Consider the following 20,636-nt stretch of genomic DNA (forward strand, 5'->3'; position numbering starts at 1 on the left):
GAAAGGGTTGGAAACATTGGCCGCAAATGTTCAGAAATCATCACTAGCAGGAGAAAAAAAGTTCTCCTTTTTATTATTGCTAATCCTCATGCTCCTCCTATTAATAGGCGTATTAGTGCTTGCTATGGTCCTTGGCGCAAAAAAAATACCCTTCGCAGATGTATTCATGTCGATCATCGCTTTTGATGATAAGGCGTCTACTCATCAGGTGATCCAGTCGATTCGTTTACCCCGGGTACTTGCCGCTATGGCAACAGGCGCTGGATTTGCAGTAAGTGGAGCGATTATTCAAGGGATTAGTCGCAATCCTTTAGCCGATTCGGGGATTCTTGGATTAAATGCTGGGGCAGGGGTCACGTTAGTTATTGCTATGGTTTTCCTGCCGACGATTTCATTCACAGGTACACTTTGGCTCTGTATTCTAGGTGCGGGATTGGGAGCGGGTTTAGTCTTTAGTGTTGGTTTATTAAGTAAACGAGGCATGACGCCTATTCGGCTTGTATTGGCGGGTGCTGCCATCTCTGCTATGCTAACTGCCCTAAGTGAAGGAATAAGTATCTTTTTTTCAGTGGCTCAGCAGGTGGCTTTTTGGTATGGAGGAGGTTTAAGTGGCATTAGCATGGCCCATCTACAGCAAATGTTGCCTTGGATGCTTCTTGCGCTATTCCTTGCCATCGTAATTTCAAAGTCGATTACTATACTTTCTGTAGGGGATGAGACAGCGGAAGGGTTAGGCGTTAATATAAAACTTATCAAAAATCTTTCGCTTTTAGCTGCATTTATGTTAGCTGGGATTTCATGTGCTTTAGCCGGATCTATAAGCTTTGTGGGCTTAATTGCTCCGCATTTGGTACGTTACATAGTGGGTGTGGATTATCGTTATATTATTCCATTATCCGCAATTCTGGGAGCCACCCTTGTTGTGCTTGCTGATTTAGTGGCACGAATCGTAAATGCCCCTTATGAAATCCCTGTAGGTGCTGTAATTGCGGTTATTGGTGTTCCGTTCTTTCTATATTTGGCTCGTAAAGAAAGGCGGGAGCTATAGTGAAGCTAAGATGGAAGTTTATAATTATAGCAATCATTTTACTGCTAGGCTTTATATATAGTGTATCTACTGGTCAAAGCAGCTTAAGCTTACAAGAGTTATGGCAAACCGTATTGGGAAATGGAACACCGAGGCAGGAGCTTGTACTTTTTCAGTTCCGTATTCCACGTATGATCTTGGGTTTTCTAGTAGGTGGCGCGTTGGCAATAGCAGGAATGCTGCTGCAAGCCATAAGCCGAAATGCTTTAGCAGACCCGGGCATATTGGGGATAAATGCTGGTGCCGGATTATCCATGATGTTATTTTTGCTGTTACAAAATAGCTCAACCGGCTTACATACTTATGTTCAGCCACTGTATGCTTTATTGGGCGGATTTATCGTTGTTGCTCTATTATTTATGCTTTCTTATGATCGCAATCAAGGCATTATTCCCATTCGATTAATTTATACTGGTATTGCTGTTGCGGCTGCGATTAGTGCATTTATGATTGTGTTAACCTTCGTACTAGATCCTTCGCAATATCAGATGATTAAGGTGTGGCTGGCAGGGAACATAGGGAATAGTAATTGGAGTCACGTGTATGCTATGCTGCCTTGGTTACTTCTTATTGTGCCTTTATTAATTCGGAATCATCTTATATTGGATGTACTAAGGCTTAACGATCCTGTAGTCATTAGTTTAGGGGTATCTCTAAATAAGTATCGTGTTTGGTTTTTAGTGTGTAGTGTATTATTGGCGGCACCAGCGGTTGCTGTCAGTGGGAGCATTGGATTTGTAGGACTAGTAGTTCCACATTTAGTTAGACGACTCTTTCGTGGCCATAAAATAATGATTCCCGCATGTTTATTAATCGGTGGCGGATTAGTTGTTATTGCAGATGCGCTTGGTAAAATGGTAGTAGCCAATACTGAAATACCAGCAGGAGTAATCGTGGCTTTAATCGGAGCTCCATACTTTTTATATTTATTGATTAAAAGTGAATAACTGAAAAAAGCTATTGTGTGATTGGTGCTGGAAATAAAAAAAGAATGCCTTGATTATGCTATAATCCAAGGCATTCTTTTTTATATCGTTTTCGTTTTCAGCTTTTCTAAAAGAACTTTCCACCAGTGTATAGATTGCTCAAGTTGAGAAGCGTAGTAGCTTTCCATGAAATCTACACTTTCACGAGTGGAGCTATCTACATCTATTTGCTGGTAGATTTGATTTAATTGATCTTTTTTTATAAGTGACTGTTCAATTTTCTTCTCGATAATCGGGATCACTTTATCAGTCTCTACAAAACGAAGATTCACAAGAGCGACAATCATATCTGAAATAGATTCTGCCTCTTCTATTACCTTATAAATTTTGAGCGGGAGCTGCTTGCGCCCTTTATCGGTAATGGAAAACACCTGTTTGTCTGGACGATGTTCTTCTTTGATGATCTCTACCTGTTCAACTAAGCCCTGTTTCGTAAGAGATTCAAAGTGATAATACAGTTTGCTTTCAGATAGATTGAGCAATTTATCAAAAGGAATAGGGGTGGATAGTTCTTTTTTTAATTTATAAGGATAATTATTTTCATCCATTAACTTACTTAAGATATAAATTTGAATTGACATCACAGAACCCACTCCTAATTGTTGGCTAAACTCTATCTTACCAAACCTAGGCGGTTATTTCAGCTGTATTTTTAACTTCAACGGGCAGTATAGTTTCTTTAGTCACAGGTACAGGTTTATGAACAAACCGGACGATTACAATGTTAATCATCATAGCCCCGGCAAATACGCCTGCTAATCCCCATAAGAAGGGTGCTGGACTAATGGAACCAAACATTTGTGCCAAATAAGCTTGCACAGAATAATACATCGGGGTGATGCGGCCGAACCAATCGTATGGTGTATACATCATATCACGAGGCATGGTAGCACCATTGGCGATGGTTTGCATGAGCAGGATTGGAATATTTAAGACCATACCGCCTTCGCCAACTAGGAAGACCATAATCGCACACACGTTGAATGCAGCCATATACATTAGAATTTGTTGAGCAGCAACTGGTAACAGTAAGGATAGGTCTACATCTGCAACAGAGAAGGCAATGGTTAAAGCAACGACTGTTGATAATACAGCGATTAATAAAGCTGTGAATTGAACGAACATAAACAGTTTTGTCTTGCTTGCTTTCCCGCGGTTTGCTTTAAAAGAAGCAACTAATTGCATGGAGGCAATCATTGCCCCAACATAACCAGCCATAGTTAAGAACATAGGTAACATGTTGTTGTGCATGCCGTCCGGAACATCATTGATGACAACATAATTCCCGACATAGCTATTTTCAATTTGTGTAGCCATTGCGGTGGCTTGTTCTTCTGGTACGTTAAAGTTCATTAACACACCTTTTGCGGTTTGCTCTGAGAAGTTCGCGCTTAATTGTTTGTTAATTTCTCCTACAACGGAAGACATGGCTGAAGATACCATGGTGGCAGAAGCTTCGTTGACTGTGAAATCAATACTTGCGGATACCTTACCGCTTTGAACGTTGGCTGAAAATTCTTCTGGAATATGGACAACTAGAGCTAACTTATTATGTTCTAATTCATCCATCGCTTTTTTATTCGATACATCGGTTTTTATCGTTTTGAATGGTAAGCTCTCCGAGAACTGACTCGAAATCTGAGCCCCATATTGACCTGCATCATCATTGACAATAGCAATTTTTAAATCATCCATGTTTCCTGGAAGTGCTGTATACCCTGGTAAGAAAATTCCAAGCATCGCAATGGCATAGAACACACCCATAAAAATAGAACCAATGGCCCCTTTGGACTTCAAAAACTGTGAAAACTTCAACTGTATTCCTTCTTTCTTCTGAATAGCGCTTTTATTTTAGTACTTCAATTAAAGTACTTTTAACTGAGTGAAATTTATAGTACGATAATTCATTAGAAATGTCAAATTTAAGATACAATGGGTAAGTAGTGAATGATTAAAAAAATGAATAACTGAAGGGACTTCGAATATGAACAAGGTTATTGTAATTGGTGCAGGCATATTAGGGGCTTCAGCAGCTTATCAGCTAAGTAAGTTAGGTGCTGAGGTCATCATTATAGATCGTAAGGATGTTGGACAAGCAACGGATGCAGCAGCAGGGATTATTTGTCCATGGTTGTCTCAACGCAGAAACAAAGCATGGTATCGTCTTGCTAAAGCGGGAGCAAGCTTTTATCCGGCACTTATTCAAGAGTTGGAAGAGGCTGGAGAAACCGAGACTGGATACGCAAAAGTTGGAGCGATATGTATCCATGAGGATTTGAAAAAGTTACTCGCGATGAAAGAAAGAGCGGAGCTGCGCAGAGAGGACGCCCCTGAAATAGGGGAACTTACGATGCTGACGGATCTTGAAGCGCAAGAGAAGTTTCCATTATTGTCGGAAGGTTACCATGCGCTGCATGTATCGGGTGCAGCAAGAGTGAACGGACGTGAATTACGTGATGCTTTGCTAAGGGCTGCTCAGCGTAATGGTGCGCAAATGATTGAGGGCGATGCTATTTTAGAACATGATGAACATGAAATTAAAGGGGTTAGTGTAGGAGAACAGACATTCACAGCGGATGAAGTGATTGTGTGCGCAGGGGCTTGGTCTAACGCTTTGCTTCATCCGCTTGGGATCATGCTTCAGGTGCGTTATCAAAAAGCTCAAATTATGCATTTGAAGCTTGCTCAACAAGCGAGTACAGAGCAATGGCCTGTGGTAATGCCGCCTACAGATCAATATATACTCGCATTTGCGGATCAAAATATCGTGGTAGGTGCTACTCACGAAAATGATGTCGTAGGTTATGATACTGCTGTAACCGCAGGAGGAATGCAAGAAATTCTAAATAAAGGTCTGCAAACGGCTTCCGGTCTTGCGGATTGTAGCCTAAATGAGATAAGAGTAGGGTTCCGTCCATTTACAGCAGATTTTCTTCCCGTGTTGGGCAGGGTTCAAGGATGGAATAAACTAATTGTTGCTAATGGACTAGGGTCATCCGGATTAACGATGGGACCCTTTCTTGGTGAGCAGCTAGCCAAGCTGGCCATGAATCAACAGGTAGATATTCAGCTTGAAGACTATGCATTAGAGCATGCGATAAATGAGTAGTAAAAAAGGAGGTCAGCGATTCGATCCGCTAAAGTGCCACCATACGTATTCCTTAAAACGACAGAGATGTCGTTTTTTTTAACTAAACATTTATTCCTGCTTATTGTAAGACGCTCTTAATAAAGCTACTTCTCTGTAAACTCGTTGTCCTTCTGCTTGGCATTAGTCAACTTTAGATGCCTCTTCGAGAGAATGAATGAGAAATCTATGATCTATCGGTGAAGACATAACAATCAGGATCGTATAGGTTCCATACTTATCACATTGATTGCCAAACTCTTCAAGAGCATGTGTAGATTCGGTCACTACTTTTAATAAATAGCTGTGTTCTCCACTTATACGGTGGCACTCGGCAACTTGGGGAGAGGCATGGACAAAGTCAAGAAATGCCAGGCAGTCTCTAGTCCGAAACAACATATAGGCTGCCGTATTTTTCCCGATTTTTTCAGGGGAGATGATGGTGCGATATTCCTCAATGATTCCTTTCTCTTCCATTCTTCTAACTCGTTCCGTAACCGCAGGTTGAGACAGACCTACGGATTTCCCCAGTTCTGTCATTGAAATCCTCGCTTGATTTTGAAGATAGAAGAGAATTTGTTTGTCTACATGATCCACTTTGGATAGCCTCCTTTATATTTAAGGTAATTCATTAAAACTCCTTTAATTACTTTGTTAAATCATCATAATTGATTGATTATAATATGTAAAATGAATAATTTACATTATATAATATGACTCTCACCAAAATGATGATCTACACTTGGAAAGTTAGAGAGGATGGCTACCATTGAGAAAATTTGATTTAAATAAAGTAGGTACAGAAGATTTACAGGCACGTATTGATGAGTCTGGAGGAAACTCCCAATGAGACTCTCCCACTCCCGCAAAAATATAATCACATTAGCTGCTATATGTTTGTCCGCATTGATGTTTGGCCTCGAAATTTCCAGTGTGCCTGTGATACTGCCTACCCTGGAAAAGGTACTGCACGGTAGCCTCAAGGATATGCAATGGATTATGAACGCCTACACCATTGCCTGTGCGACAGTTCTGATGGCTGTTGGAACGCTGGCTGACCGGTATGGAAGGAGGCGTATTTTTATTATCAGCCTTATCTTGTTCGGTATTACATCTTTGATTTGTGGCTTGGCGCAAAGCACATCGGTTCTGATCGCCAGCCGGTTCCTTCAAGGCGTGGGTGCTGGCGCGATGCAGATTTGCCAGATAGCCATTCTTTCACATCGGTTTCAGAAAGGAGAAGAACGCAGCAAAGCCTTTAGCACATGGGGGATCGTGTTTGGTATCGGTCTCGGTTTTGGACCTATCATTGGCGGTATGATCGTGGCTGTATTGAACTGGCATTGGGTTTTTCTGGTCCATGTCCCGCTGACCCTTTTTACTTTGATCCTTGTCTTCAGCGGCGTGGAGGAGTCCAGCGATCCACAGGCAAAAAAGCTGGACATTATCGGCATCGTCACGCTTTCGTTGACGGTTTTTGGCCTGGTCTATTTTATCACACAAGGGTCGGAACTTGGTTTTAGAGGTACAGCATCCCTCAGCATCCTTGTTGCAGTGGCAATAAGTTTCATAGTATTTCTATTTGCGGAGAAGCACAGTGCTCATCCAATGTTCGACTTTTCCGTATTCAAGATACGTAATTTTTCTGGTGCTCTCCTTGGCTCCGTCGGGATGAATTTCAGTTTTTGGCCATTCATGATCTATCTTCCAATTTATTTCCAGAGCGGGCTTGATTACGACATCGTAAGTGCCGGGTTGTCTGTTCTGGCTTATGCACTGCCCACCCTGGTAATTCCGCCTCTGGCAGAGCGATTTTCGCTCCGCTACCAACCGCGCATAGTTATCCCATTGGGTCTATTCGTTATCGGCTTGGGCTTCATTTTGATGAAGTATGGCAGCAGCGGTGATCACGCCAGCTGGTTGACTATGCTCCCCGGCTCTCTGTTGGCTGGTATTGGGCTGGGATTAACCAACACGCCTGTCACCAACACGACTACCGGCTCGGTACCTAGTACTCGTGCAGGTATGGCTTCCGGCATAGACATGAGTGCCAGATTAATCAGTCTAGCCATCAACATTGCCGTAATGGGCTTCATTTTACAGGAAGGCATCTTTTCTTATTTGAAGAAAGCTTTTCCTGAGACTGTCGATGTTTTACAATTGCGATCTTTGGCCGAAAAAACAGCTGCCGGAAACACTTCGTCTCTCAATCAGGGTTTTCCAGAACTATCTTCACTGGATGCATCTGGAGCTATCGTCCATGCCTCGCTTGTACACGGCTTTGGTTTGGTGATGCTCTATGGCGGTATTGGTGTCTGGGTGTTGGCCGCGATCAGTTTTATAATTTTTGGACCCAAGAGAGCATTGTTGCAAAAGTAGAGAGTGAAGACTATCGCGCCCACAAGCGATTCGTGAGTCTCAACTGATTAAGCCGCCTAGTATTATCACGTAAAGTCGTTGTATTATTGCTTTGGAACAAAACTGAAATGAAGTAACGTTAAAAACCCCTTCTAGCGAAGCTTTTTTTTATCCTTTATACTGAAAAGACCAATTAATCTTCCTAGGAGTTGTCTAACGAATCATGATAAAGAAAGAAGTCGCGCATATACGCAAGCAATTTAAGCTGGATCACGATTTAATGAGTATTTACGATATTCTCAACGTGTATATTATGAAGGAAAGCAACGAGATCTATCATTGGGAGCGCCAGCCATTTGGAATGGTGGACAGAGAGAAGCAGGAGCTGTATATGGGCAATTTCAAAAAACTCCTGACCGGTGAACTGGATCAGAAATTGTTCGAGTTGAAGTTTCAAGCGGAAGCGGAGGAGCCAGCGCAGGTGATGCTTCATCAAGCTTTGGTGACAGGGGATCCAGATGAATGGCAGGACCTGATGCTACTGTTGGTGGACAGAATGATGGCGGATACTCATTATGAACGGGATACGGTGATCACTTTCGTTCGAGGACAGTATTTCCGCCCGACTAAAGATAGAAACGATGAAGCCGAGGAAAGTGAGAAAAACGAATTATTCGCGCATCCTTTTATCCTATGCAGCGTGAATTCCACGGAGAAACAACGGAAGGCTCTCTTGTTTGATTACGTGGAGCGGGAGTTCAAGTACAATGTCATTGTAGATCCGATCGTCAAGTTAAGCACACCGGAGCAAGGTTTCTTTTACCCAAGTGTGACGGACAATTATTCCGATGTGAACCGCATTCTGTATTGTACGGGGAAATCGAACTTTCCAGATCCGCATTTTGTCGGAGAGGTCTTGAATGCCGAAAGATCCATGACAGCACTGGAAGAGAGAGCTATATTCGAAGACATCGTGAAGGAAGTGGCGGGCGAACAGCTTGATGCAACCACTCTCGCACAGGTGTACGAGGAGATCCATCAGGTCATCGAAACCAACGACGATAAGGAAGAACCTCCAAAGCTCGATTATAGAGACCTGGAACGTGTACTAACGGTAAGTGGCGTAGAGAACGTGACAATGGAAAAAGTGGAACGGGCGTTTGAAACGATCGTTGACGATAAGCATTATGAGATGAAGGCGAGCAGCGTAATGCCGAAATTCACTACCAAATCGATTAAGATCGATACAAAGGTAGCTACGATTTCGGTCAGCCCGCAGGATTTAAAATATGTGAAGCAAGTGAATTATCATGGGAGACGCTGCATTTTGATTGAGGTTGACGAAGATGCCGTGATCGAAGGCTTCACACTTACTACAGAGAATCTTTAGACCGCTTCAACAATGCTATGGGCTATCCTTAAAGTCTTTGAACAAGACTAAGGATAGCCCAATTTGTTTTGTGTCAAATACGGTGATTAAAGATATATTCGATATATTCTTTTGCGCTAGTATTAATTTCTTCATCGCTGGCTTGGAATGAAGCTCCAAAAACAGCAAAGTACGGTAGGGCTTCTGCGCCTACATGTTTGGCACTGGCTTTAAAGGGTGCGATCACTTCGTCTACGGTAAAAGAAACAGAGCCCGCTGGCTGATAATTTTCTTTTTTATCACCGATGGATAGGGCCAACCCTAACTTTTTCCCGTTAAGCTTGTTCCCGTTTGATCCATAAGCCCATCCGTAAGCCAACACATCATCAAACCATTTTTTTAATAGCGGCGGATAACTGTACCAATACAACGGGAATTGAAAGATCACATGGTCATAAGCTTCCATTTGATTCTGCTCTCTAGAAACATCAATATTCCAGTCAGGATACTCTTTATAAATCTCATGAAGGGTAATATCGTTGGGATATAACAGCAGTTCTTCTTTCCAGCGCTGGTTGACCCTCGAATTCTCAAGGTTCGGATGCGCCAAAATCACTAGTGTTTTCATGATGAATCTCCATTCTCAGGCCTATATTATTTATGAATATTATTATTATCTTGCAGGTTGTAAAAAAAGAAAATACACACAATAAAGTAAGATGGTTACTTCGAGGTGTGTACTGGACTCCGAAAAAAATATATGCAACAATGAAGTTTTGAGTAAGCTTAATTTGATCAGCATGAACGAGGTGTTATTCTATGAAACAATATCATTTAGGGATAGAGGCAACACTAGAAATCATCGGCGGAAAGTGGAAAGCTTTGATCATTTGCTTTTTGATGTCCGGTACCAAAAGAACAAGTGAATTACAGCGTAATATTCAAGGCATCTCACAAAAGGTTCTGATCCAGCAGCTTCGTGAACTTGAGAGGGATGGGCTTGTCAAAAGATTCGTGTACCAGCAGATGCCGCCAAAAGTTGAATACAGCCTCACGGAATATGGCGTTACAGCCAATAAGATCGTGGATGTTATGTGTTCTTGGGGGAAAGAAAATATAAAAATAAGACAAGGACGAGGAGAAGAGATCGTCTTGTTGGAGGATACATGTCCTGGAGCAAATTAAAGCAACAACTGGAGAGTTTTCTATGTCCCGCGTTATCCGGCAAGGTTGAATATCGCGCAAGCAGCTACCGTTATTTACCTGATAAATCAGGGAGCTGTTATATTTCGGTAGATAAAAAGAACGTACTCAATATGAATGATAGAACTAGCTCAATCAGATGGTATCAGACGGAGCAGGAGATTAAGAATGATTCAGAACTCCAAATTCCAATCCACCCTGAAGACATCGAAGCGGTTAGAAAAGATAGTAAAGGGATCATCCCGGAGGATCGTCTAATAGTCATTGCAAGAAGCAGAAAGATATCAGAAGTTGCAAAGGAGCTTTTATCAGCACAGACCTCATTAAGTAAATCGAATTTTATCGTTATAGCTAATAAGTTTCTATCTACTTCTATAGAGGAAAGCATAGAGAGCGATGATATCTTATTGAATATTCTGGCTTTAGTGGACAGACGGGTTGGGAAAAAGCGGATTTTAAACATGAGCGAGAAGATGCAGTTAAAGCATCCGATTGTGCAATATTTTTATGAACTACGGCGTAGTACATTGTGAATATAACTAAACTCTCCCTTGCCCAATGGGACCTGCTTCATCCATTATAAATAGGTAATCATCTCCTCCATAGAGCGTAACTTTAGCCTGTATCCATAAAGGAGAGAAAATAGGATGGAACTCAAAAAAATAAATGACTCTATTTATTATTTAGAAAACGTCAGAGAAACAGACAGACCTGTTTTGGGATATGTTGTAGGTGACAGCTTTTCAATTATGATTGATTGTGGTAATTCAAAATCGCATTTAGATGCCTTTATAAAGTGTTTAGATGATAACAATCTGCCACGTCCCAAATATGCTTTGATCACGCACTGGCATTGGGATCATACCTTTGGTATGCATGCTTTTGACGGGGGAACTATAGTCTCTTCAGCAACGAATGAGGCACTACAGCGCCTGAAAGAATGGGAATGGGATGAAGAAGCTGTTGTAAAACGCTTAGAGACCAAAGAAGAAATAGAATTCGCCTATAACTGTATGAAAAAAGAATATGATACGTTTGATAAGATTAAGGTTAGCACAGGAAATATTATGTTCGAGGATGCTTTAACGCTGGATTTAGGGGGCACCACTTGCCAGATTATAAAGGTAGGAGGGCCACATGAAGACGATTCTTGTGTTGTATATATAAAAGAAGCGGGAGTATTATTCGCAGGCGATGCACATAGCGGGGATTATTATCATGGAGAAGGTAAAATTGATCCGATAAAAATGAAAGAATATATTGTGTTTTTATCCACTCTTTCATTTACTACGTATATCCCGGGGCACGACGCCCCTATGAGCAAGGAACAAATCATTCCCTTGTTAAATAGATTTTGTGAGGTCAAGTAAAGGCTAGCCTTATCACATAACAGCTTATTTTATTAGGCGACTTGTTAGGTATGAATTCGGTAGTGTACCGGACGCATGCCTTTTTGTTGTGCCTGATGGGGCAGTTCATAGAGGGGGCTTATTTGCGTTTATTGGGAAGCAGCGTTACGATTAACCATAAGCAGCCTTGCTTCAGACCCCTTCCGAGCTATTAGAAATCTTAGACGAATTATACATCGATGGCTGGGGACTTGTACAGAAAGGGAAACAGAAATGGATAAGAAAATAAGCGTAGAGAATCTAAAACTGACACCACAAAATGATACTTACTATATTGCTTGGAGTATCGGAGTCGATAAGAAGTATAAAAAGCATATGAAAAAAGAAATAAAGAGCCAACTCACAGACGTTCTAGGATCCATGACTCAAAATAATGCTGTGGAGGATATTTCAGTTTACAGTCATAACAAAACAGCCGAAAAACATGGGGAATTCATTATATGGGATTATCTTATCCTAATGCAGATCAAGGAAAAAGAAGATGCCGAATTCATTTTACCTAACTTAAAAAATGTGAATATACCTTTCGTGCTCGAAACAATCCGTATGGAGTTACTTGTAACCACACCAAACAGCACGTACCCTACACCAGGGGAAGGCGCGCGAAAACGGCATGTAAAGCCATTTTATGCAATTGAATATGTCGATGTTCAGCCTAATCATTTAGATGAATTCCGAGACATAATGATTAACAATAATGGACCGGCAATGAAGTACATAATGGAGGAAGCGAGATGGTGTCATAATTTTTATGCATTAGAAACGCTGACTGTCTTCTATCATCATTCAAGTTATCCTACTTGGAATCAGATTCATGTCATAGGTTTGTATTTGGAATCAATTTTTCTATATAAAAAAGATTTCTCAAAAGGGCTGGCACTGACCCACAGCATTTCATTTGAAGAAAACTTTGCGCAGTTAAAGAAGATAAGAACCATGTTATATAAAACGATCGGGAGAAAGATGATCTAGAATAGACCAATGGATAAATGGATCATACCCACCCCGTAAATTCCAATATAGACGCTTTAGCGGATTGTGCTTCGGATTGTGCGCCTTTACGCCATTGTTTAGGTGACTCACCCATAAGCTTGGAGAAACATCGGTTGAAGCTGGATATGGACTGAAAACCGACTTGCTCAGAGATGGAGAGAATGGAATCATCCGTACTTTTTAACTGCTTGCAGGCCTCTTCAATACGGGTACTGTTTAGGAAGTCGAGAGGTGCGGACCCCATAATCTCATGGAATTTCCTGCGGAAATGAGTGGTACTTAGGTGGCACAGATCAGCTAAAAAATCGATGGTAATCGGCATCATGTAGTTTTTAGTGATGTATTCCAGAACGGGTGAGATGACAAAATCGCCCTTCAGGCTATGCTCTGTGTCTTGATTAACCAAGGGTTCATTCCGGGAATGAATTCTAAGAAGCTCTATATAAAGCGATAATAATAAGCCGTAAGCACTTTCTTGATAGTAAGGATTTTTTTGTTTCAATTCCTCCACGACCGATGTCGCAAGGGTATAAACCTTGGGATGTTCCTCTTTGTTCAAAATACAGTTCATTCCCTTTATTGCCCACAGATTCGGCTCAAAGTTGCTGTAAGCGCTCTTGAAGGATTGCTGAAAAAGATCCTCAGGCGAAAAAAAGATATAAGACCACAGACTGGCTTCATTCGGCGAACTATAAGTTGTATGAGGGAGATACCTAGGGATGAAGGTCACATCTCCGGCTTTAAAAGGCACAGATTCTCCTTTGATCTCCATGATGCCGCTATCCGAATGGCAAATGCCAATCTCCAAATGATTATGGAAATGCAGATGTTCACTTTTAATATCAGAAATCTTCCAACGTTCACCGCTTAACAGCAAGATAGGAAAGTTTATCGGTAAGCTGTAGTGGCGGTATTCAATGATGGGCTTCTTTTTTCTGGGCATATTCTCAATACTCCCATTCTTATTACGTAGGTTGAGTAGATTATAGGTTAACGTTATATCAAATTCAACTATATAAAGAGATCTTGATATTATACAATTTGAGGAAAAGTGGCGGAGGAGAATCTTGGAACTTTAGGGGCGTAGCGTCCGCCTTTGTCTCCGGATTTCAACCGCTAATAGCGTTACAAATCAAGAAATTCTTACGACAACAGCGGCCGGAAGTCCAAATATTCTCTGTAGTCGCGGCTAATTCCAAGATATAGCGAACAAAAGTTAATGGTTGAAATTGCACAGTTTATTTATGAATATGCTTAGAATCAGACCATTTTACTACTTACAATAGAGTTAGTAAAGCGTTTACAATATGGACGGACAGCTCTCAAGCGCCTTTGGGGGCGTGTGCGAAAGAGAGGAGAAACAAGATGCTTCAATTAACTTATGACAGAGAAGAGATTTTAAGGGTCATCGACAAAGTGGTCAGAAAAACAATGGCGATGGATTTAACATGGGACTGGCCTTGTGGTGTGGCTTATTATGGGGTAACCAGAGCTTATGAAACTACAGGAAATAAAGAGTATTTGGATATGCTTGTCCAGTGGGCAGATGAATATATCGAGCTGGGTCTGCCGGATTGGACGGTAAATACCTGTGCCATGGGCCATATGCTGATCACTTTGTATGAGGAAACAGGCAATCAGAAATATTGGGATATTGTGATGAGCAAAGTAGATTATCTGCAGAACAATGCGCTTAGATTCGGAGATCATGTGTTGCAGCATACCGTCTCTATTTCTAATGATTTTCCAGAACAGGCATGGGCGGATACCTTGTTTATGGCGGCATTTTTCCTGCTCCGTGTAGGAAGCAAATTAAAGGATCAGGAAATGATTCAAGATGCCTTGAACCAATATTATTGGCATATCAAATACCTGCAAGATCCTAGCAGCGGGTTTTGGTACCACGGCTATAATAATGTGAAGCAGGATCACATGTCTGGACTATTCTGGGGCAGAGCGAATGCTTGGGGCGCATACACCATGTCGCAAGTTAAAAAGCTTTTGAAAGAATGGTATCTGTATCCGCAGTGTATGGACGTGGAGTGTTCGCTGCGCGATCAGCTGGCCGCACTCAAGCTGGTGCAAACGGAGAACGGCCTGTGGCGGACAGTACTCGATGACGAGGAGTCTTATGAAGAAGTATCCGCGTCTTGCGGCATTGCGGCTGCTATGATCAATAACGGCAATCCGCTGCATACCAAATATGTGCAAAAAGCCCTGAAAGGTATTTTGAACAATATCAGTGAAGATGGACGGGTACTGGGTGTCTCTGGCGGAACAGCGGTTATGAAGGATCGGGAAGGATACCGCAATATTCCAAAAGACTGGATTCAAGGCTGGGGGCAAGGCTTAGCATTAGCTTTTCTATCCGATATGCTTAAATAGGAGGGATCCAAGTTGTCCAAACAAACAACGGGGGCCTTTACACTGCCGGGAGAATCCGGTTATGAGGCATTGACCCTGGAATTAGCTGAACGTTGGGGTGCCGATGTCATCCGTGACAGTGACGGCACACAGTTGTCCGATGAGATTATCAACGCAGGATACGGCATTTATTCTACAATCTGCATCATCAGAGATCATAACGAATGGGCGTCCCAGAATTCAGATAAACTGCAGCAGAGTTTTTTAATAACTAATCCGAAGGTAGCGGTACAGGATTATTTATCCATCTATCTGATGGAGGATTTTTTTGCTGAACAATTCCGAGTGAATGATTCCAAAGAGGCGTTTAAGTACTGGCAGGTTTTTGACCGAACGACGGGCGAAGAGGTTCCAAGAGAACTGTGGAATTATGAGCGGGAATCGGGAAATGTAGTCATTACCGGAATAACGCCTTGGCATAAATACACAGTCAGCTTCATGGTCTACCGGATTTGGGAAGAGATCTCCATGTACAATCACACCACGAATCACTGGGAAAAAGAGCATCTGATGCAGATTGATCCCATCTATGTAGAAACGCAAAAATATTTACTCCATTGGATAGAAGATTGGTGTCATAAGCATAAGGAAACAACAGTGGTTCGGTTCACCTCCCTCTTTTATAATTTCGCCTGGATCTGGGGCAGTGATGAGCGCAATCGCCATTTGTTCTCGGACTGGGGTTCATATGATTTTACGGTAAGCTCAAGGGCGCTTGATCTGTTTGCCAAGAAATATGGGTATTCGCTCACGGCCGAGGATTTTGTGAATGGTGGGAAATATCGGGTCAGTCATATCCCGGCGCAGCAGCGGAAGCTGGACTATATGGCATTTATCAATGATTTTGTCATCGAATTTGGTAAGCAATTAATTGATATTGTGCATAAGCACGATAAGCTGGCGTATGTCTTCTATGATGATAGTTGGGTTGGCATGGAGCCTTACAATGACCGTTTTGAGGAGTTTGGTTTTGACGGGATGATTAAATGTGTGTTCTCAGGGTATGAGGCAAGGCTTTGCTCTGGTGTAAAAGTAGCTACCCATGAGATTCGGCTGCATCCCTATTTATTTCCGGTTGGATTGGGAGGGCTTCCTACGTTTATGGAGGGAGGTAACCCTACGCTCGATGCCAAAAAGTATTGGATTAATATCCGGCGCGCCTTGCTCAGAGAGCCTATAGATCGGATTGGACTGGGCGGATATTTGCATCTTGTAGAGCCTTATCCGGATTTTTGTGATTATATCGAAAAGATCGCGGATGAATTCAGAGAAATTAAAGAGCTGCATCATAAAGGCAAACCGTATCACATTAAGACGAAGGTAGCCATTTTGCACGCTTGGGGCAAATTGAGATCGTGGACCTTGTCCGGACATTTCCATGAAACGTATATGCATGATTTGATTCATATCAATGAGGCTTTGTCCGGGTTGCCGGTTGAGGTGCAGTTCATTGATTTTGAAGATATCCGTAAGGGAGTATTACAAGAGTGTGATGTAGTGATCAATGCCGGCTCGGCAGGTTCAGCATGGAGTGGTGGAGAATATTGGAGTGACCATAAGTGCGTGGACTTACTGACAGAATGGGTTTATGAGGGCGGTACTTTTATAGGTATCAATCAGCCTTCGGCGCTTGATGGTTATGACAGCTTTTTCAGAATGGCACATGTGCTTGGTCTGGATGAGGATACAGGCTCCAAGGTAGCTCATGGAAGATGGACATTTGAGGCTAGAGATGAGCAAGGTTTAGTGCCTGAAGGAGCCAGCATAACACCTAAAAATAACATTTATCTTACGGATGGCTCAGCAGCGGTATTGTGTGAAAAGAGTGGGATGATAACATTGTCCACCCATGCCTTTGGTAAAGGAAAGGGGATCTACCTGCCTTCTTTCACCTTAAGCTTTGAGAATACAAGATTGCTGTTAAATGTGATTCGTTATGCCGGGAATGAGTTAAAGGACACAAAGTATATTACGGATAATTTATATACAGAGTGTGCGTATTATCCAGAAAGTAAAATACTCGTCGTGATTAACAATAGCGACCAGCTTCAAAAAACTACGATTGATACGGAATATGGACAACAAACCCTGGAATTAGATCCGTTTGATACTATTATCCGAACTATTGGCGATTAATCCCATTAAAAAAGCTCAAGCCAGCGGCTAACTTGCCGATGCTTGAGCTTTTTGCTGTGAGGCCTATAGTATCTGTTATCTACTTATTTTGCTTTTATGAATTCAGCAGATTTGATCCCAGCTTGACGACCAAAAATAATGATTTCTGCAACAGAGTTGCCGCCAATCCGGTTTTGTCCGTGTAAGCCGCCTGTAACTTCGCCTGCCGCAAACAGACCAGGGATAGCTTCACCATCTTTATTTAGAACCTCTGTGTTCGTATTGATCTTCACGCCACCCATGGTGTAGTGAATCCCAGGAGCAATTTTAATAGCGTAGAAAGGACCAGTGGACAGGTCATTGTCCATTCCTGTAGTTCTGCCAAATTCGGCATCCTTTTTATTCTTAACGGCGCTGTTCCAAGTATCAAGCGTTGTTGCCAGCTTATCCTCTGGAACACCGATTTCTTTGGCCAAAGCTTCGATGGAATCCGCCTGAATCACGAAGCCCATTTTGTCATATTGTTCAACAGCCTTCACACGGGATTTAACACCGGAATCAAAGACCAGCGTAGCTGCTTTTTCAGGTAGTGTATTGATGGAAGCTGTTACTTTATCACGGGTATCCAATTCATTGGTGAACCGTGTACCTTCACTGGAAACAAGGATAGCGCCTTCCCCACGAACAGCTTCGCCGATGAGGTAGGATTTTTCTTGCTGCACAGTCGGGTGAACTTGGATTTGATCCATATCGACGGTTGTGCCGCCGAGTTTCTCAATCATCTTGATGCCGTCTCCGGTACTGCCGATTTGGTTAGTAGTAACGTAGCCTTCCAAGTCAGGTCTTACTTCGGAGATCAAATCCATATTGGCACCGAATCCGCCAGTGGTTACAACGACAGCATCTGCCTTAATTGTTTTTTCCTCTGTTTGGTTAAAGAGGACCTTGACGCCATTTACTTTGCCATCTTTTTCAGTGATTTCTTTGACATCAGCATTCACGAAAAGTGGGATTTCTTTCTCTTGTACGTTTTTCACTAAACCTTTGACAAGGTATTGACCCACAGCAGAGCCATCTTCAGGACGGTGTGTACGTTTTTCGTTCATGCCGCCTGTAATGGTGATATTGTTCAAGCGGATTCCTATGGAATCCAGCCAATCGATCGCACTCGCGGAATTATCAACGAAGAAACGAAGCATTTCTTTGTCGTTAGTGTCATGGCCACCTTTTAATGACTCTTCATAAAATAAATCATTGCTGTCTTCAATGTTTTGTTCTTTTTGGAATTTCGTTTCAGAAGCGTTCATTCCCGAAGAGGATTTGGTTGTGTTCCCGCCGGCAACCGGCATTTTTTCCAAAATAACAGGGTTCATGCCTTTCTCTTTGGCCTCAAGCGCCGCGGACATTCCCGCACCACCCGCACCGACAATGATGATATCATATTTATCTTTTAATTGATCGAATGGTGTGTAGCTTGCTTCAGATGCCCCGGAGACGGCTTCAACTTCTTTTTTCTCGTTGTTATTACTCTTGCTCTCGTTCACCTTGTCGTTTCCATTACCGCAACCTGCGGTAACGAGCATGACAGAGAGGACGAGACTCAGAGCACCAGCTGCTTTCTTTTTCATTGTTAACCCTCCACTTTTATATTTCTCTATTAAGATGTACCAAAAGAACCCGACAAAAAAGAAAGGAAGTATCAGAGGGAGTTGGAAGTGGAGAAGCGCGCGCGTCGCTGTTGTTCTCCAAACTTCAAATCTTCTACGGTTACGTCCACAGTTTCCATCGTTATTCTCTTTAGTTCATCTTCTTATTAAGTATACCATCAATCATGACTATTAGTGAAAGTTTTCACAAATTATACAAGTCGTCTATTCTAACATAGGTTAACGAAATATTGAGCAGATTAGCTGAAAAATGGACCATAAACCTTGCAATTAGAAGATTTTGACGTAAGATTTTCTCACTGTAGAAGTGGTAACTGTCACGGATTAGTAAAGCGGTTTTTGTTCTTCTGGATTTTTAAATGGTAAAATGAGAGTATTGCCTACTAGTCAATCCGGAAAGACTAACATGAGACATAGAAACAAATTCTAATTAATAGGTGAGAATATGGAATTTAATAATGTAATAAAAGAAAAAGTAAAAGAAGATAACTATAAAGTGTTTGCTTTACTAAGCCGCTATTTGAATAATACCCCCGACTTTATTAACAAAGAAGAAATTGAAGAAATCGTAAACTGTGGTGTATCTTATGAATACGCTTTTGGTTTAATGCTGGCTGCTGCTTTTGGGATGGATACGGTTGATAATGTTGATGATAAGGAATTGTTCAACCAATATTTTAGCAATATGCTTCATAAGCTTGATGCAAATGAATATTATGACAATCCATATTATAAAAATATCAAGATACCAACTATAAAGATTAATAATAGTGAATTAAAATATGAAAAATATAAACCCTTTGAAGGTTTTGTTTGCAATGATATCATCCGGACAGAAGAGGGAAGACAAATTCCTCAGGTTGGTTTTTTTCAAACTGAATTCATGTTCCCGGCTGTCTTGGAGAATGAAAGAATCTGGATGACGATCACACCAAATGAAATAGAAACAATGAAAGAAGCTGTTGATAAAGCGTTTGGGAATGTTCTTACATTTGGGCTTGGACTTGGCTATTATGCTTATATGGTTTCTGAAAAAGTTAATGTTGAAAGCATAACGGTTGTTGAAAAAAATCAAGATGTCATTGATTTATTTAATAAATATGTACTGCCACAATTCAGTAATGCTCACAAGATCAGGCTTATCCAAGCAGATGCTTTCGAATATGCAGAACAACATATGTCTAAGGAAAAATATGATTTTGTATTTACGGATTTATGGCATGATGTTTCTGATGGAATGGATATGTATTTAAAAATGAAAAAGTTTGAAAAGGAAAGCCCGGATACTGTATTTATGTACTGGATAGAACAATCTATTTTATGTTATTTGTAAAAATACTTTTGCCCAGTAACTAAGCTCTGTAGAGTTTCTACAGGGCTTTTTATTATTTTATAGTTCATTTCATAATTTTAAAGCCTATGTTACTATTTCTATAACCGTAAAAGGAATATTTTAGAATAGTAGGTGTATTTTATGGAAATCGGCGCGATCACTTTTTTTGTGAAAGACATGGAAAAGATGGTTACCTTTTATCGTGACGTCATGAAAATAGCTATAGAATGGGAGGGTGGCGTATTTACCGGGGTTCAACTGAAGAGTGGTGTATTCTTTAATTTGTGTCAGCGGGATGCACTGAATATGTCACAGCTAACCTATCCCAGAGGGATAAATGGGACTATGGAAATTTCATTTGGCGTTCCCTCACCTGAGGACGTTGACAAGGAATTTGAGCGTCTGGTAAAGGCAGGAGCGACTCCTGTAAAAGAACCTATTTCGCAGCCCTATGGGTTGCGTGAATCTGTTGTAGCTGACCCAGAAGGAAATTTGCTTGAGATCGTAGCGGGCATTCCAGAAGAATCATAGAGTCTATACAATCATCCGAAAGGAAGACCCATTT

At 41.5% G+C, this 20,636-nt stretch carries 19 protein-coding genes; 13 read left to right on the forward strand and 6 right to left on the reverse strand.

Going from position 1 to position 20,636, the window contains the following annotated elements; translation table 11 throughout:
* The first annotated feature begins 7 nt into the window (after positions 1 to 7).
* Complete coding sequence (locus tag NST25_RS03595) at positions 8 to 1,048, forward strand: iron ABC transporter permease (protein WP_340393332.1); 1,041 nt, start codon at positions 8 to 10, stop codon at positions 1,046 to 1,048.
* The gene (locus tag NST25_RS03600) at positions 1,048 to 2,034 is read left to right on the forward strand and encodes an iron ABC transporter permease (protein WP_162164281.1); all 987 of its coding nucleotides are present in this window, start codon (positions 1,048 to 1,050) and stop codon (positions 2,032 to 2,034) included. Before NST25_RS03595 ends, NST25_RS03600 begins: the two co-directional genes overlap by 1 nt.
* Before the next feature lie 80 nt (positions 2,035 to 2,114).
* On the opposite strand, the gene NST25_RS03605 is transcribed toward NST25_RS03600, so the two are convergent.
* Both NST25_RS03605 and NST25_RS03610 read right to left on the reverse strand, forming a co-directional pair.
* Entirely contained in the window at positions 2,115 to 2,654 is a 540-nt protein-coding gene (locus NST25_RS03605) for a helix-turn-helix transcriptional regulator (protein ID WP_339812181.1), read from the reverse strand.
* Between the two features lie 46 nt (positions 2,655 to 2,700).
* Complete coding sequence (locus NST25_RS03610; protein ID WP_076185138.1) at positions 2,701 to 3,888, reverse strand: ABC transporter permease; 1,188 nt, start codon at positions 3,886 to 3,888, stop codon at positions 2,701 to 2,703.
* Positions 3,889 to 4,057: 169 nt separating this feature from the next.
* Here NST25_RS03610 and NST25_RS03615 point away from each other — a divergent pair, with 169 nt between their 5' ends.
* Positions 4,058 to 5,182 carry an FAD-binding oxidoreductase gene (locus NST25_RS03615; protein ID WP_076128535.1) on the forward strand — a complete coding sequence of 375 codons (1,125 nt, stop codon included), beginning with the start codon at positions 4,058 to 4,060 and terminating at the stop codon, positions 5,180 to 5,182.
* A 162-nt stretch (positions 5,183 to 5,344) separates the two neighbouring features.
* On the opposite strand, the gene NST25_RS03620 is transcribed toward NST25_RS03615, so the two are convergent.
* Entirely contained in the window at positions 5,345 to 5,797 is a 453-nt protein-coding gene (locus tag NST25_RS03620) for an Lrp/AsnC family transcriptional regulator (protein ID WP_076128537.1), read from the reverse strand.
* A gap of 249 nt (positions 5,798 to 6,046) precedes the next feature.
* On the opposite strand from NST25_RS03620, the gene NST25_RS03625 reads away from it, so the two are divergent.
* Together NST25_RS03625 and NST25_RS03630 are read left to right on the forward strand one after the other, a co-directional pair.
* Positions 6,047 to 7,579 carry an MFS transporter gene (locus NST25_RS03625; protein WP_076128539.1) on the forward strand — a complete coding sequence of 511 codons (1,533 nt, stop codon included), beginning with the start codon at positions 6,047 to 6,049 and terminating at the stop codon, positions 7,577 to 7,579.
* 202 nt (positions 7,580 to 7,781) lie between these two features.
* Positions 7,782 to 8,948, forward strand: coding sequence for a DUF4317 domain-containing protein (locus NST25_RS03630; protein WP_076185135.1), 1,167 nt, complete (start codon positions 7,782 to 7,784; stop codon positions 8,946 to 8,948).
* 73 nt (positions 8,949 to 9,021) lie between these two features.
* Here the strand turns inward: NST25_RS03630 and NST25_RS03635 are convergent, their stop codons facing one another.
* Complete coding sequence (locus NST25_RS03635) at positions 9,022 to 9,555, reverse strand: NAD(P)H-dependent oxidoreductase (protein ID WP_076190093.1); 534 nt, start codon at positions 9,553 to 9,555, stop codon at positions 9,022 to 9,024.
* A 191-nt stretch (positions 9,556 to 9,746) separates the two neighbouring features.
* On the opposite strand from NST25_RS03635, the gene NST25_RS03640 reads away from it, so the two are divergent.
* The 4 genes from NST25_RS03640 to NST25_RS03655 all read left to right on the forward strand — a co-directional run bounded on the left by NST25_RS03640 (position 9,747) and on the right by NST25_RS03655 (position 12,511).
* Positions 9,747 to 10,112 (forward strand): helix-turn-helix domain-containing protein, encoded by a 366-nt coding sequence (locus NST25_RS03640; RefSeq protein WP_076219486.1) that lies wholly within the window; start codon positions 9,747 to 9,749, stop codon positions 10,110 to 10,112.
* Positions 10,094 to 10,663 carry a hypothetical protein gene (locus NST25_RS03645; protein WP_076279454.1) on the forward strand — a complete coding sequence of 190 codons (570 nt, stop codon included), beginning with the start codon at positions 10,094 to 10,096 and terminating at the stop codon, positions 10,661 to 10,663. The genes NST25_RS03640 and NST25_RS03645 overlap by 19 nt, the downstream gene beginning before the upstream one ends.
* 114 nt (positions 10,664 to 10,777) lie before the next feature.
* Positions 10,778 to 11,500 (forward strand): MBL fold metallo-hydrolase, encoded by a 723-nt coding sequence (locus NST25_RS03650; protein WP_076305254.1) that lies wholly within the window; start codon positions 10,778 to 10,780, stop codon positions 11,498 to 11,500.
* Between the two features lie 252 nt (positions 11,501 to 11,752).
* Positions 11,753 to 12,511 (forward strand): hypothetical protein, encoded by a 759-nt coding sequence (locus NST25_RS03655; protein WP_076305253.1) that lies wholly within the window; start codon positions 11,753 to 11,755, stop codon positions 12,509 to 12,511.
* 22 nt (positions 12,512 to 12,533) lie between these two features.
* Here the strand turns inward: NST25_RS03655 and NST25_RS03660 are convergent, their stop codons facing one another.
* Positions 12,534 to 13,475, reverse strand: coding sequence for an AraC family transcriptional regulator (locus NST25_RS03660; RefSeq protein WP_340393335.1), 942 nt, complete (start codon positions 13,473 to 13,475; stop codon positions 12,534 to 12,536).
* Positions 13,476 to 13,897: 422 nt separating this feature from the next.
* On the opposite strand from NST25_RS03660, the gene NST25_RS03665 reads away from it, so the two are divergent.
* Both NST25_RS03665 and gnpA read left to right on the forward strand, forming a co-directional pair.
* Positions 13,898 to 14,917, forward strand: a complete 1,020-nt coding sequence (locus tag NST25_RS03665; protein WP_076128555.1) for a glycoside hydrolase family 88 protein — start codon at positions 13,898 to 13,900, stop codon at positions 14,915 to 14,917.
* Between the two features lie 12 nt (positions 14,918 to 14,929).
* Complete coding sequence (gene gnpA / locus NST25_RS03670) at positions 14,930 to 17,092, forward strand: 1,3-beta-galactosyl-N-acetylhexosamine phosphorylase (RefSeq protein ID WP_340393336.1); 2,163 nt, start codon at positions 14,930 to 14,932, stop codon at positions 17,090 to 17,092.
* Between the two features lie 83 nt (positions 17,093 to 17,175).
* Here gnpA and NST25_RS03675 read toward each other — a convergent pair whose 3' ends face one another.
* Positions 17,176 to 18,699, reverse strand: a complete 1,524-nt coding sequence (locus NST25_RS03675; protein WP_340393338.1) for a flavocytochrome c — start codon at positions 18,697 to 18,699, stop codon at positions 17,176 to 17,178.
* Between the two features lie 484 nt (positions 18,700 to 19,183).
* On the opposite strand from NST25_RS03675, the gene NST25_RS03680 reads away from it, so the two are divergent.
* Positions 19,184 to 20,071, forward strand: coding sequence for a hypothetical protein (locus NST25_RS03680; protein ID WP_254847754.1), 888 nt, complete (start codon positions 19,184 to 19,186; stop codon positions 20,069 to 20,071).
* A gap of 141 nt (positions 20,072 to 20,212) precedes the next feature.
* Positions 20,213 to 20,602, forward strand: a complete 390-nt coding sequence (locus NST25_RS03685) for a VOC family protein (protein ID WP_340393339.1) — start codon at positions 20,213 to 20,215, stop codon at positions 20,600 to 20,602.
* Positions 20,603 to 20,636 lie beyond the last annotated feature (34 nt).

It is taken from the genome of Paenibacillus sp. FSL E2-0190, assembly GCF_037992965.1.
In the GTDB taxonomy this organism is placed as follows: domain Bacteria; phylum Bacillota; class Bacilli; order Paenibacillales; family Paenibacillaceae; genus Paenibacillus_AQ; species Paenibacillus_AQ odorifer.

What these genes read in the sequence shown, in the direction of transcription:
- NST25_RS03675 (WP_340393338.1), bottom strand. Translation starts at nt 18,699, where the DNA reads ATGAAAAAGAAAGCAGCTGGTGCTCTGAGTCTCGTCCTCTCTGTCATG.
- NST25_RS03645 (WP_076279454.1), top strand. Translation starts at nt 10,094, where the DNA reads ATGTCCTGGAGCAAATTAAAGCAACAACTGGAGAGTTTTCTATGTCCC.
- NST25_RS03625 (WP_076128539.1), top strand. Translation starts at nt 6,047, where the DNA reads ATGAGACTCTCCCACTCCCGCAAAAATATAATCACATTAGCTGCTATA.
- NST25_RS03605 (WP_339812181.1), bottom strand. Translation starts at nt 2,654, where the DNA reads ATGTCAATTCAAATTTATATCTTAAGTAAGTTAATGGATGAAAATAAT.
- NST25_RS03640 (WP_076219486.1), top strand. Translation starts at nt 9,747, where the DNA reads ATGAAACAATATCATTTAGGGATAGAGGCAACACTAGAAATCATCGGC.
- NST25_RS03685 (WP_340393339.1), top strand. Translation starts at nt 20,213, where the DNA reads ATGGAAATCGGCGCGATCACTTTTTTTGTGAAAGACATGGAAAAGATG.
- NST25_RS03655 (WP_076305253.1), top strand. Translation starts at nt 11,753, where the DNA reads ATGGATAAGAAAATAAGCGTAGAGAATCTAAAACTGACACCACAAAAT.
- NST25_RS03665 (WP_076128555.1), top strand. Translation starts at nt 13,898, where the DNA reads ATGCTTCAATTAACTTATGACAGAGAAGAGATTTTAAGGGTCATCGAC.
- NST25_RS03630 (WP_076185135.1), top strand. Translation starts at nt 7,782, where the DNA reads ATGATAAAGAAAGAAGTCGCGCATATACGCAAGCAATTTAAGCTGGAT.
- NST25_RS03660 (WP_340393335.1), bottom strand. Translation starts at nt 13,475, where the DNA reads ATGCCCAGAAAAAAGAAGCCCATCATTGAATACCGCCACTACAGCTTA.
- NST25_RS03680 (WP_254847754.1), top strand. Translation starts at nt 19,184, where the DNA reads ATGGAATTTAATAATGTAATAAAAGAAAAAGTAAAAGAAGATAACTAT.
- NST25_RS03615 (WP_076128535.1), top strand. Translation starts at nt 4,058, where the DNA reads ATGAACAAGGTTATTGTAATTGGTGCAGGCATATTAGGGGCTTCAGCA.
- NST25_RS03650 (WP_076305254.1), top strand. Translation starts at nt 10,778, where the DNA reads ATGGAACTCAAAAAAATAAATGACTCTATTTATTATTTAGAAAACGTC.
- NST25_RS03635 (WP_076190093.1), bottom strand. Translation starts at nt 9,555, where the DNA reads ATGAAAACACTAGTGATTTTGGCGCATCCGAACCTTGAGAATTCGAGG.